Origin of the sequence: Pseudonocardia sp. ICBG1293 (genome assembly GCF_020131355.1) — a bacterium.
GTDB lineage: Bacteria > Actinomycetota > Actinomycetes > Mycobacteriales > Pseudonocardiaceae > Pseudonocardia.
In genome coordinates, this window is sequence record NZ_JAHLEL010000060.1 from 80,711 (window position 1) to 93,147 (window position 12,437).

The 12,437-nt window shown below is 66.7% G+C and carries 10 protein-coding genes and 3 pseudogenes; 4 read left to right on the top strand and 9 right to left on the bottom strand.

The genetic code is table 11. The features are described 5' to 3' along the window. Nucleotides 1-5: 5 nt before the first annotated feature. Together KPF47_RS34610 and KPF47_RS41225 are read left to right on the top strand one after the other, a co-directional pair. The gene (locus KPF47_RS34610) at nucleotides 6-2,381 is read left to right on the top strand and encodes a UvrD-helicase domain-containing protein (RefSeq protein ID WP_224388603.1); all 2,376 of its coding nucleotides are present in this window, start codon (nucleotides 6-8) and stop codon (nucleotides 2,379-2,381) included. A gap of 171 nt (nucleotides 2,382-2,552) precedes the next feature. Then, nucleotides 2,553-2,780: a class I SAM-dependent methyltransferase gene (locus KPF47_RS41225; RefSeq protein WP_224388599.1), complete on the top strand. Its 228-nt coding sequence runs from the start codon at nucleotides 2,553-2,555 to the stop codon at nucleotides 2,778-2,780. Between the two features lie 36 nt (nucleotides 2,781-2,816). Here the strand turns inward: KPF47_RS41225 and KPF47_RS34620 are convergent, their stop codons facing one another. Beyond that, nucleotides 2,817-3,650, bottom strand: coding sequence for an IS3 family transposase (locus tag KPF47_RS34620; RefSeq protein WP_308015375.1), 834 nt, complete (start codon nucleotides 3,648-3,650; stop codon nucleotides 2,817-2,819). Nucleotides 3,651-3,697: 47 nt separating this feature from the next. Then, nucleotides 3,698-3,991 carry a transposase gene (locus KPF47_RS34625; RefSeq protein ID WP_224388526.1) on the bottom strand — a complete coding sequence of 98 codons (294 nt, stop codon included), beginning with the start codon at nucleotides 3,989-3,991 and terminating at the stop codon, nucleotides 3,698-3,700. A gap of 65 nt (nucleotides 3,992-4,056) precedes the next feature. Here KPF47_RS34625 and KPF47_RS34630 point away from each other — a divergent pair. Beyond that, nucleotides 4,057-5,035, top strand: a pseudogene (locus KPF47_RS34630) (IS256 family transposase); the annotation flags it as partial. A 328-nt stretch (nucleotides 5,036-5,363) separates the two neighbouring features. Here the strand turns inward: KPF47_RS34630 and KPF47_RS34635 are convergent. Further along, nucleotides 5,364-6,011, bottom strand: a pseudogene (locus tag KPF47_RS34635) (transposase family protein); the annotation flags it as partial. Nucleotides 6,012-6,065: 54 nt separating this feature from the next. Further along, a pseudogene (locus KPF47_RS34640) lies at nucleotides 6,066-6,580 on the bottom strand (transposase); the annotation flags it as partial. Between the two features lie 102 nt (nucleotides 6,581-6,682). Here KPF47_RS34640 and KPF47_RS34645 point away from each other — a divergent pair. Further along, the gene (locus tag KPF47_RS34645) at nucleotides 6,683-7,198 is read left to right on the top strand and encodes a transposase (protein ID WP_224392813.1); all 516 of its coding nucleotides are present in this window, start codon (nucleotides 6,683-6,685) and stop codon (nucleotides 7,196-7,198) included. Between the two features lie 454 nt (nucleotides 7,199-7,652). Here the strand turns inward: KPF47_RS34645 and KPF47_RS34650 are convergent, their stop codons facing one another. The 5 genes from KPF47_RS34650 to KPF47_RS34670 all read right to left on the bottom strand — a co-directional run bounded on the left by KPF47_RS34650 (nucleotide 7,653) and on the right by KPF47_RS34670 (nucleotide 12,274). Next, nucleotides 7,653-8,747 carry a ParB/RepB/Spo0J family partition protein gene (locus KPF47_RS34650; RefSeq protein ID WP_224392814.1) on the bottom strand — a complete coding sequence of 365 codons (1,095 nt, stop codon included), beginning with the start codon at nucleotides 8,745-8,747 and terminating at the stop codon, nucleotides 7,653-7,655. Nucleotides 8,748-8,749: 2 nt separating this feature from the next. Further along, entirely contained in the window at nucleotides 8,750-9,685 is a 936-nt protein-coding gene (locus KPF47_RS34655) for a ParA family protein (RefSeq protein WP_224392815.1), read from the bottom strand. Nucleotides 9,686-9,699: 14 nt separating this feature from the next. Next, nucleotides 9,700-9,948 (bottom strand): hypothetical protein, encoded by a 249-nt coding sequence (locus KPF47_RS34660; protein WP_224392816.1) that lies wholly within the window; start codon nucleotides 9,946-9,948, stop codon nucleotides 9,700-9,702. A 460-nt stretch (nucleotides 9,949-10,408) separates the two neighbouring features. Then, entirely contained in the window at nucleotides 10,409-10,942 is a 534-nt protein-coding gene (locus KPF47_RS34665; RefSeq protein ID WP_224392817.1) for a transposase, read from the bottom strand. Between the two features lie 459 nt (nucleotides 10,943-11,401). Next, entirely contained in the window at nucleotides 11,402-12,274 is an 873-nt protein-coding gene (locus KPF47_RS34670) for a transposase (RefSeq protein ID WP_224392818.1), read from the bottom strand. Nucleotides 12,275-12,437: the final 163 nt, after the last annotated feature.

The following is a 12,437-nucleotide window of genomic DNA, read 5'->3' on the forward strand; positions in this document are numbered from 1 at the left end:
CTGAGGTGCCTGAGGTGTTGCCGGGGGAGGACCGCACGGTCGGGGACGGCCTGTTCGTGGACCTGGTCCCGTCCTCGTGCTGGTTCACCAATGTCCGTTCGTGTGTCGATCCTGCGGACTGGGAGCGGCTGCGTCGTCCGGTGCTGCGCCGCACCGGGTACCGCTGCGAGGCCTGCGGGCGCGGGGAGGACCGCCGCACCGACATCGCCCGTTATCTCGATGTCCACGAACGCTGGACCTACGACGAGGCGGCCGGGGTGCAGACGTTGCGGCGGCTGGTGTGTCTGTGTTCGGACTGTCACCTGGTGACCCACTTCGGCTACGCGACCGTTCAGGGTCACGACGCCGAGGCCCTGGCTCATCTGTGCACGGTGAACTCGTGGACCCGTGAGCAGGCCCTCGCTCACATCGCCGATGCAGGCCGGGTCTGGGAGCAGCGTTCGACCCGGACCTGGGAGCTGGACCTGGGGATCCTCACCGGCGCCGGGATCACCGTCAGGCAGCCCCCGGCGCCGCAGCAGCGGGCACAGATCGCCGACAAGACCCTCGGGTACGAGGCCACCGCATCGACCACGCCCAGCTCGCCATCGGTGCCCCGGCAACGCGCCGCGGCACCGCGGCCGGCCAGGGCGACGGGGAAGAAGAGGTTGACCGGCGAGCAGCAGGCCGCGGTCGAGGCGTTCACCGCCGGCTACGACCTGACGATCCAGGCCGGGGCGGGGGCTGGGAAGACGTCCACTCTGCGTGCCCTGGCCGCGACCACCGCCGGGCGGGGGCTGTATCTGGCGTTCAACAAGTCCATCGCGACCGAGGCCGGGCGGTCGTTCCCGCCGTCGGTGCAGGCGGTGACCTCCCATTCCCTGGCCTACGCCGCGGTCGGCCACCGCTATCAGGCCCGGCTGGCCGCGCCCCGGATCCCGAGCATTGAACTCGCCCCCCGGCTCGGGATCGATACCCCGCTGATGTTCGGTGAGCGGCGTGTCACCCCGGCCGGGCAGTGCGCCGCGGCGCAGAAGACCGTCCTGAACTTCTGCCACTCCGCTGATGACACCATCGGTCACCGCCACGTCCCCCACCTGCCCGGGATGCCCGACCGCCGATCCCACCGGGTCTTCGCCGGGATCATCGTCGACTACGCCCGCCGCATCTGGAACGACCTCCAGACCCCCGACGCCCCCGGCAACAGCGGCGGGTTCCCGTTCGGTCATGACCACTACTTCAAGATGTGGGCGCTGACCGAACCGAGTCTGGACTGCGATTTTCTGCTCCTCGACGAGGCTCAGGACACCAACCCCGCCCTGGAGAAGATCTTCTGCGACCAGCGTGACCACGCGCAGCTGGTGATGGTCGGTGACTCCGCCCAGGCCATCTACGGCTGGCGCGGCGCACGCGATGTCATGACCGATTTCGACGGTGTCGGGTTGACCCTGTCGCGGTCGTTCCGCTTCGGTGACGCGATCGCTGATGAGGCCAACCACTGGCTCCCCTACACCGGGCAGACCCTGCGCCTGACCGGGAACCCCGACCTCACCAGCACCGTCGGGCCCCTCGACGAGGCCGGTGGGGACGTGCCGGATGCGGTGTTGTGTCGCACCAACGGCGGGGCTATGGGTGAGATCATGGCGCTGCTCGCCGCCGGCCACCGGGTCGCGCTCTGCGGCGGCGGCGGCCCGCTGCGCTCCCTCGCGCTGGCCGCACGCGACCTGCAGGCCGGACGCCCGACCCAGCACCACGAGCTGCAGCTGTTCACCAGCTGGGACCGTGTCCGTGACTACGTCGACCACGACCCCGCCGGGCAGGATTTGAAACCCCTGGTCGACATCATCGACCGTCGCGGTGTCCCCGCCGTCCTCGCCACCCTCGACGAGCTGTCGTCCGAGAACGACGCCGAGGTCGTGGTCTCCACCGCACACAAAGCCAAAGGCCGTGAATGGCCGATCGTGCGCATCGCCGACAACTTCCCCACACCCCCACCCCAACCCGACCCCGACACCGCCGGGGGGACGATCGTGGAGATCGACCCCGACTACGCCTGCCTCGCCTACGTCGCGGTCACCCGCGCCCAGCACCACCTCGACCCCGGAAGCCTCGACTGGATCCACCACCCACCCGGCCGGGTCCGCACCCGCACCACCCCCGACAACACCCCCACCGACAGGGGCGTCAGCGGCAGCGTCCACCGACACCGGGCCGAGGGCAGAGACCACCGAGACCACGGCGCAGGGCAGGACCTACAGCGCGATCGCGACCCGCAACGTATCGGGGAGATCCTCGCCAGCCACCGCGCCTGCACCGCCACCCGCCACCCCAGCGACCCCGACCTACCCGCCGCAGCGCGGCGCTGGGCCCGCGTCATGACCGGCCTCGCCTCCCGCTGGTGATCGCCCCCCCCCGTTGACACCGACTTCCTGCTGACACCGACCTCACCCGAGGAGTACCACTCCGTGGTGTGAGAAGGCTCACCGGATGGGGTCATACAGGCCAGGCGGTGGGGAACTACAGCGCCTCGGGTCGAGGCCTCCAGGAAGACCGTTCACGGTGAAGGGTCATTCATGGCATCAGGCAGCCAGTACGATGCGATCGGCGCGGCGTATGACGCTGTGAAAGCTCTCCCCGCCGCCCGTTACGCGGAGATCCCGACCGTACGAGCACTTCTCGGGGACCTCACCAGGCTCACGGTGCTGGACCTTGGGTGCGGCACTGGACACTACGCGCGGATATGCCGGGAACTCGGCGCCACGACAGTGGTCGGTGTCGACAACTCTGCCGAGATGATCTGAGCTTGGCCCCGTAGTCCGGACCCCGACGGTGTGGGGTCAGTGGGTGTGGTCGGGCGGGGTGTGGGCTGCTTCGAAGTCGTTCGGGGAGAGCATCCCAATACTGGAATGGCGCCGTAACGGATTGTACCAGCATTCTATCCATTCGAAGATGGCGGTGGCAAGCTCTGCGCGGGTTTTCCAGGTTCTGGAATCGAGCAGTTCGAGTTGCATGGTACCCCAGAATGATTCGACCAGAGAGTTATCGTAGCAATCTCCGATCGAGCCCATCGATGGGACGATTCCAGCGGCGACCAGACGTCGACCGAATGCCCATGATGTGAATTGGGTGCCGTGGTCGGAATGTAGGATCGTGGCGTGGTATTGCGGGCGTCGGCGGAGTATGGCCATGCCGAGGGCGTCGATGACGAGTTCGGTGCGCATGTTGTCGGCGATGGACCATCCGACTGCTTTCCGGGAGAATACATCGATGACTGCCGCGCAGTAGACTTTCCCTTCTCGGGTGGGGTGTTCGGTGATGTCGGTGCACCAGATCTCATCCGGTCCGTCGACGGTGAAGTCGCGGTCGACCAGGTCGGTGTAGGGGTCGGCGTGCTGGTCCCGGACGGTGCAGCCGTGGTTGCGTCGCCGGTAGAGGCCCTGGATCCCGGCCTGGCGCATCAGCCGAGCGACGCGTTTGTGGTTCACCGTGATACCGAGTCCGAGGGTGAGCTCGGCGTGCACACGTGGCCATCCGTAGGTGCCCCGGGACTCTGCGTGGATTTTCTCGATGTGTTTGAGGAGCAGTTCGTTCTCCTGCGTCCGTAGCGATGTCGCCCCGGAGTGCCATTCGTAGTAGCCCTGGCGGCGGACGCCAAGGACCCGGCAGGTCACCGCGACGTCGAATCCATCGTCGGCGAGTTCACGGACCAGCGGGAAAACTACTTTGGGAGGATGTTCTCCCGGGCGAAGTACGCGGCAGCACGCTTGAGGATCTCGTTCTCGATCTCGATCCGGCGGGCCTTCTTTCGGAGTTCGACGATCTCACTTTTCTCCGCGCTCGACAGACGTGTGGAGCGCGGGTCACCGTCGTCTGCGTCGGCCTGGGAGACCCAGTTCCGCAGACACGACTCCGACAACGACAGGTCCTTGGCGATTTCCGAGATCGGCTTGACCTTCGAACGGGCCAGGTCGATAGCGCGTTGCCGGAACTCCGGCGGGTGAGGAGCGGGCACGAACGACATCCTTCCCGGCGGACGGCGTCCGCCTCAGGACAGGTGTCCGGTACCAGGGGCCAAGCTCATTCGAGCCGGTGATCGTCCCCAAGCGCAAGCGCCGCCTGGACGGCATCGACCAGATCGTGCTGTCGCTGACCGCGCGTGGACTGACGACCGGGGAGATCGTCGCGCACTTCGACGAGGTCTACGGGGCGAAGGTCTCCAGGGACACGGTCAGCCGAATCACCGAGAAGGTCACCAGCGAGCTCGCCGAATGGGCGAGCAGGCCGCTGGATGTGCTCTACCCGGTGATCTTCGTCGACGCGATCGTGGTGAAAGTCCGGGACGGGCAGGTCCGCAACACCCCGTTCTACGTCGTCATGGGCGTCACGACGAACGGAGAACGCGACATCCTCGGCATCTGGGCCGGCGACGGCCAGGAAGGCGCGAGGTTCTGGCTGCAAGTGTTCACCGAGCTGAAGAACCGCGGCGGCGAGGACGTGCTCATCGCCGTCTGTGACGGCCTCAAGGGTCTCCCGGAGGCGATCAACACCACCTGGGAGCAGACAGTCGTGCAGCAGTGCATCGTCCATCTGATCCGCAACAGCTTCCGTTACGCCGGACGGCAGCACCGCGACGCGCTCGTCCGTTCGCTCAAGCCCGTCTACTCGGCCCCGTCCGAGCAGGCGGCGAAGGACCGGTTCGAAGAGTTCGCCGCCGAGTGGGGACAGCGGTATCCGGCGATCGTCCAGCTCTGGCGCAGCTCCTGGGCGGAGTTCGTGCCGTTCCTGGAGTACGACGTCGAGATCCGGCGAGTGATCTGCACGACCAACGCGATCGAGTCCATCAACGCGAGGTATCGCAGAGCCGTTCGAGCGCGTGGACACTCGAGCGCGTGGACACTTCCCCAACGAGGCCGCGGCGCTGAAGTGCCTCTACCTCGTGACCCGCTCGCTTGACCCCACCGGCGGAGGCCGGGCACGCTGGATGATGAGGTGGAAGCCCGCGCTGAACGCGTTCGCGATCACCTTCGCCGCACGATTCGAGAGAACCACTCACTGAAAACCGCCGGGCCTCACACACCGTTCATCGGACAGACCCCTCGACCCCGCGGCCGGACGCTACTCCAGCCCCTGGGTCTGTCCCAGGAACGGTGTTTCCAGCCTGACGCGCCGGGCGGGGGTCCGGCGGGATGGGCACTGTGAGTGATGACATCGGACCGTGTGAGTCCAGGTGAGTACGAGTCCGGGCCGGGGCGTGAGCTGACGGCCGAACAGGCCGCTGCGGCAGCGATGGTGACCGACGCGCGCGCCCGGGGGTTGGCGTTGACCGGCCCGGACGGGCTGTTGAAGCTGTTCACCAACAGCCTTTTCCATCGTGATTCTGCTGGTCAGCGGCGGGTTTCGATCCGGTTCAGGATGGTGATCGCGGCGATGGCGATGTCTGCGCGGCGGGGGCAGCAGCAGAGCCGGTCCAACACGTGCCAGCCCTTGAGTTCAGCGACGGCTTGCTCGCCCCGGCAGCGGATACGGGCGTGAGCGTGGTTCACCGCTTTCTGCCCGGTCGACAGACGATGTCGTGTCCGGTGACGCTTGTGCGGGGTCCGGACCGTTCCTCCGGCGCCCTGGTATGCCTTGTCCACCCAGGTCTCTACGTTTCGGCTGGACAGGGCGTCGATCACACCGGTTCGCCGGGCGGCGGTGAGATCGTGGGTGGATCCCGGTAGTGGTGGGGCTGCCCACAACAGCCGACCGAACGGATCAGCGAGGACCTGGACGTTCACTCCATGGCGGCGGTGTCGTCCGGAATAGAAGTGGCGCTGCCCGGCGACGCGGTCGATCGGGACCAGGGTCCCGTCCAGCAGCACACAGGCCAGAGCCCCGATTCGATGTCCGACCTGGCCGATGTCTTCGGCCAGCGCCGCGAGCAGAGTCAGGGTGTCGTGGACGTAGCGCCAAGCGGTACTGGTCGCGATCTTGACCCCGGCCGCGAGACAGGTGCAGGTGTCACCGTTGCGTAGATGCGCGAGGACGAGCAGGGGTCAAGCCCGCCGGCGTGGTGTGTGACGACTACCGCGTGATCTCCTGTTCTGTCAGGCGCTGAGCGCCGGGATCGTGTCGGTTGAGGTCACCTCCTCGCCGTTGGAAGCGGTGCCGGAGACCACGGTGACTCGGGCGCGGGCCAGGACCTCGAGCCCGAGGTAGCGCCGCCCCTCGGCCCATTCGTCGTGCTGCTCGGCCAGCACCGCGCCGACCAGGCGGAGCAGGGAGTCGCGATCCGGGGGAAGATCCCGACGACGTCGGTGCGGCGGCGGATCTCCCTGTTCAACCGCTCGGAGGGGTTGTTCGACCAGACCTGGCGGCACACCTCCTTCGGGAACGAGGTGAAGGCCAGGACGTCGATGCGGGCGGCGTCGAGGTGCTCGGACACCTTCGGCAGCTTGTCGGCCACGCCGTCGAGGACGCGGTCGAACTGGGCGTGCACCGACGCTGCATCGGGCTGGTCGTAGACCGAGTGCAGCAGCGCCCGCACCCACGGCCAGGACGCCTTCGGTGTCGCGGCCATCAGGTTTGCGTGGTTGCGAGGACGTTCAGTGAAACGTCCGGGACGTAACCGGCGCCCGGCCGATGGTCAGCAGTGGATGTATAGGTTTTGCGGTTGTGCTGGTTGTTGATCTTCGCTGGTGTCCGGCGTGGCGCTGCTTGTGTCGTGATCCCGAACCCGAAGGGGCTCGGCAGCTTCGCGAGGCTGGTCACCCTGATCTCCCTGCGCCTGGATGTGCCGCAGACGGTGCTTGGGGTGTTGTTCGGGGTGGATCAGGCCACGATCTCGCGTGTGGTCAGCGAGGTCCGGCCACTCCTGGCCGCACGCGGGTATGCCGTGCCCGACCGGCCCGGGGTCCGGCTACGCACTCTGGCTGATGTGCTGGCCTACGCCGCCGCTGAGAACGTTGTCCTGCGGTTGGATGCGACCGAAACCCGGGTCAACCGGCCCGCAGCCCGTCGTCCGGGCCGTCGTGGGTTCATCTCGGGGAAGAAGAACCTGAACACGATCAAGACCTCGATCATCAGCGACGGGCTGGGGCCAACACTGTGGGCGGGCGCGTTCGGTCCGGGACGTCAGCACGATCAGACCGCGGTCTGTACCGAGGGCATCGATGATCTCCTCGACCACGTCGACCAGGCCAGAGTGTTGGTCGACGCCGGTTATCGAGGACTCCGGTAACAGCACCGAGGCCAGGTCATCACCCCGCCCCCCAACACCTGCCGAGCCAACACTGTCTCTGCAGCGACCGCGACCATTCGAGCCCGTGCTCGGCAACGACACTCCTCACAGCGAATCGCGGTCGAACACGCCATCGCCGGACACAAACAGTGGCGCGGTCTGCGCCGCTGGACTCACCACCGTGAACACCTACCCGACACCTACCGCGCGGTCGCCGGGCTGGTCTCCGACCGCGACGCTATGCGGTAACCCGCGGACCGACCGACCCCAGGGCCAGCACGTCCCGATCCCAATAGCGCATGAACTCGTAAGCCGCGCCGACCGTGCCGCATTGGTCGGTGCCGCGAGGCTGCAGTTGCCACGACGGACCGCTCTTTAGAGGACTGCGTATACCGGGTATACAAGCCCGGCTACTGGCCTCGTCCATTCGCGCAGAGTTTGAGGCCGATCGCGACTACAGCTCGCGCAGCCCCGCTAAAGCGGACTCGACGTGCTGTTCTGCCTCCCTCAATGCGTGTAGGACTATCTCGTCTCCCGCCGACGATCTCGCTTGCTGGATCTCTGCGAGCACGATGCTCACATTCTTCGCCAGCTCAGCGACACGCACGATCTTTGTTGCGTCAGGCGTGACGTCCTGCTTCCCCACCGTTCCGTTTTGAGCGGGCTGTTCGCCGCCACGGGGACTCGTCGTTGTTGCGCCAGGAGAAGCTGCCGTCACCTTGGAGCTCGGCGGGACGGCGGTGGGGTCTACGCCGCCCCTCGGCTGGTCCGAGTCGGCCGCGCCCGTAGACGTGTCCGCCGCATCGCCAGACCCGCTGTTCTGTGCGGAGGCACCGTTACTCCGTCGTTTGGCCGAGGCTATCGACCACGGTGGGCCACTCCGATATACGACAGCCTGTTCCTCGGCACCGAGTGGGTACAGGCTTCTGGCGATCTTGAAGCTCAGCTCCCCCTGCTGAAGCAGGTCTTGCAGCTCAGGAATCAGCTGGAGCAACCCTACACGCTGCTGGACGTAGCCAAGCGACTTCCCGATCTCGGCTGCTACCTTGCGCAAGCTCTGTCCACGGTTCACCTGTCTTTGGAGGAACTCAGCCTCCTTGAGCAGCGGCAAATCGGAGCGCTGCAGGTTCTCGATCAGTACCCGGCTCTCGATCTCCTCCGGCGTCCCGATCCCCTCGGGAGCTCGAACATCGAGGGTGGCGAGGCCAGCTAGCCCGGCAGCTAACAGTCGTCGGTTCCCGATGAAGACCACCCACGGCGCTGGGGTCAGATGTTCGGCTGTGTCCGGGAAAGCTCGCAGGAAGTCCTCGCGAGCGATGACCTGAGCTTGCTGCAGCTGGCCATGTCTGCGCATCGTCTCTGCCAGCTCTTCGATGCCCTCGTCGCGACTGTGGTCGCGTGGATTCAACGGGTTCACCTGGAGCTGGTCAAGCGCTAGCTTGCTCGGCGGCGTGGCGAGGCGGGTTCGCATCGCATCGCGTGCCATCGCAGCTCCGGGACCGGCCGCTCGGCCGCGCTCCATCTCGCCGAAGTCCTTCTTTTTCGCCACGCCTACCTCTCCCCCGCACCCACGGTGACCGTCTCCGGGGTAACCGTCTCCAACGGCGGCAACGCTGCGAGCTCGTCACTCCGTGCTAGGCCGGCAGCGAGATCCAAATGCAGCGCGATGCGCCGGTATGCGTCGGCGATCGGCGCGCTGGGCTGATAGTCGGTTAGCGTCTGCCCGCTGAGCCATGCTTCCTCGACCGCCGCGGCCAAGGGCAGATGCGCCAGGATCGGCAAAGGCGGCACGTCACCGTCTCCGACCCCGTACTCCTCGAGCTCCGCCATCTTGTAACGCGCGATCCCGGACAGCGGACGTCGATACACCCCGGGAACCATCCCGTGGAGCTCCCTTCGAGGAAGCTCCAGTTCATCTTCGATGACCGCGACCTGCTCGATCAGTAGCCGAAGAGCTCGGAGCGAGGTGTTGCTCGGCTGGACCGGAATCAGCATCCCGTCAGCTGCGACGAGCGCAGTGTCGGTTAGGACGTCGAGCGACGGGGGGCAGTCGATCAGCACGTGGTCGTACATGCCCTCGAGTTGCTGAAGGGCGCGGGTCAGCCGGTGTTCGGGTGAGCGGGCCGCGTGCAGTTTGCGCACCACCAGGAACATCGACACACAGTGCGGGAGGACATCGAGACAGCCGCCAGATTCAGACTGTGAGTGCCTCACAATGAGCTCACTGGTGGGACCAGGGAACTCTCCCGCCAGCGCGGCGGCCAAGTTCGGCTTATTGGGGTCTGCCTCATCCAGCCCGAGCGCCTCAGTTGTGAGGTGGCCCTGTGGGTCGAGGTCGACGAGAAGAGTCCGGCGTCCCCGTTCGCACAGGGCACCGCCGGTGCCGGCGGTGAGACCGGTCTTCCCGACACCGCCCTTCTGATTGAGGACGGCGGTAATGCGGGGGAAGGTCAGTGCTGCATGGGCCGGGGCAGTCTTGGGGGGCACGCCAGGATTCGATCTCACTGCGAGTCGTCGGTGACGATACGGTCACTGAGGAGCCAGGCGCGCCAGTAGGCGACCCGGTCGGGGTCGGCGCTGAAACCAGGTGGCCAGCCGTCGGTGACGATGAGGCGGGGAACCTCACGCACTCTGCTGCGTCCTACTCGTGAACGAGCGTTGAGCTTCCGAAGATGCGGGTCGATGACCGCGTTCATCGCTCGCGCCGTCTGGTTGAGGGTGAACTGAACGGGCCTGTAGGCGAGCAGCACCTGCTCACCGTCCTCGTTAGGTCGGGCGACCATGGAGCTCTCCCGCATGTTCTCCCACGATCAGCTAGTTGGGTCGGACCTCGGAACTGTACCGAGTGCGCGTGCTCGTCCTGCGACGGCACGTCGGATGGGAGTGACGGGATTGAGACTAACGAGTTCATGCGCTATTGGGATCGGGACGTGCTGGCCCTGGGGTCGGTCGGTCCGCGGGTTACCGCATAGCGTCGCGGTCGGAGACCAGCCCGGCGACCGCGCGGTAGGTGTCGGGTAGGTGTTCACGGTGGTGAGTCCAGCGGCGCAGACCGCGCCACTGTTTGTGTCCGGCGATGGCGTGTTCGACCGCGATTCGCTGTGAGGAGTGTCGTTGCCGAGCACGGGCTCGAATGGTCGCGGTCGCTGCAGAGACAGTGTTGGCTCGGCAGGTGTTGGGGGGCGGGGTGATGACCTGGCCTCGGTGCTGTTACCGGAGTCCTCGATAACCGGCGTCGACCAACACTCTGGCCTGGTCGACGTGGTCGAGGAGATCATCGATGCCCTCGGTACAGACCGCGGTCTGATCGTGCTGACGTCCCGGACCGAACGCGCCCGCCCACAGTGTTGGCCCCAGCCCGTCGCTGATGATCGAGGTCTTGATCGTGTTCAGGTTCTTCTTCCCCGAGATGAACCCACGACGGCCCGGACGACGGGCTGCGGGCCGGTTGACCCGGGTTTCGGTCGCATCCAACCGCAGGACAACGTTCTCAGCGGCGGCGTAGGCCAGCACATCAGCCAGAGTGCGTAGCCGGACCCCGGGCCGGTCGGGCACGGCATACCCGCGTGCGGCCAGGAGTGGCCGGACCTCGCTGACCACACGCGAGATCGTGGCCTGATCCACCCCGAACAACACCCCAAGCACCGTCTGCGGCACATCCAGGCGCAGGGAGATCAGGGTGACCAGCAGCCGGTCACAGAACACCAGGTCGTGGCGGCGCCCGGCCCCTGCCACGGCGATCATGCAGCCGACCCTCACGCTGGGCCGACCACGGCTCGGCAAGCTCGGTCACCAGTTCTCCCAGATGCCGCCGGGACACACCAGTCAGGGCAGAATCAGACAAGGCGGCACGATTCGTGATCATCATCAGACATCGTGCCGCCACCCACTCCAGCGCAGTCACCGCACTGTCGCCGCTACTGCGCATGAACTCGTAAACGCGCAGGCGCTACATCGCCCGGAGGATCACAGCTCCACGCGTATACCGGGTATACGGCCGCCGGTCTCGGCCCTGCGCAGCCAGACCGCGGGGCTGGTCCAGACCCACCTCGATGAGCGCCGCGGCCGGTGCCTGACGCCCTGTCAGGCGCGCCGCCATCAGGGCGCTCAGACGTATACCCGGTATCCGCTGGAGTCGGTCTGTCGAGTTCATGCGCTATTGGGGTCGGGACGTGCCTGTCCCAGGAAGGGGCGGGGGAGGGACTACCGCATAACGTCGCGATCGGAGACCAGACCGGCGACCGCGTGATAGGTGGCGGGCAGGTCCTCACGTCGGTGGGTCCAGCGGCGCAGACCGCGCCACTGCTTGTGTGCGGCGATGGCGTGCTCGACCGTGATCCGCTGTGCGGACTGCCGGGTCCGTGCTCGGGCCCGGATCGCAGCAGTCACTGTCGGGACTGCGACGTTCTTGCGGGCCTCGAGTGGTGGGACGATGACCTGGCCGGGATGATCACGACGCAGGCCCCGGTAACCGGCATCGGCCAGTGCTCTGACCCGGGAAAATTCGTCGAGGAGCGCGTCAATGCCCTCGCGGCGGATCGCGGTCTGATCATGCTGACGGCCCGGCCGGAACACTCCGATCCACAGTGTTCGTCCCGCTCCGTCACTGACGATCGTGGTCTTGATCGTGTGCAGGTTCTTCTTTCCCGATCCGAACGCACGCCAGCAGGGGCGGTGCGCGTCCAGCCGCAGGACGGCACCTTCGTGTTGGGCGTAGGCCAGCGCATCAGCCAGCGTCTGTAGCCGCACCCCGGGCCGGTCGGACACGGCGTACCCGCGGGCGGCCAGCAGCGGCCGGACCTCGCCGACCACACGACAGATCGTGGCCTGATCCACCCCGAACAACACCTCGAGCACCGCTTGGGGAAGGTCCATGCGCAGGGAGATCAGGCTGACCAGCAGCCGATCACAGAACCCGATCCCGGACTTGCGCCCGGCCCCGGACACCCGCCGCCGTCCACCGCCCCGGCGGTCGTGTAACCGGCCTTCGCGTTGAGCGGCCCAGGACTCGAACAGCTCGACCACCAGATCCCCCAGGTGCTGACGAGTCACACCGGTCAGGGCAGGATCAGACAAGATGACACGATCAATGATCATCGTCAGACATCGTGCCGCCCCCCACTCCCAGCGCCACCACCGCTACTGCGCATCAGGTCGTCACAGTACTGCCGCGAGAGCACCTCACATCTCGGGCCGGCGCCCGTCACGGACGCTCTCCCCGGAACAGGACGAACCCCCG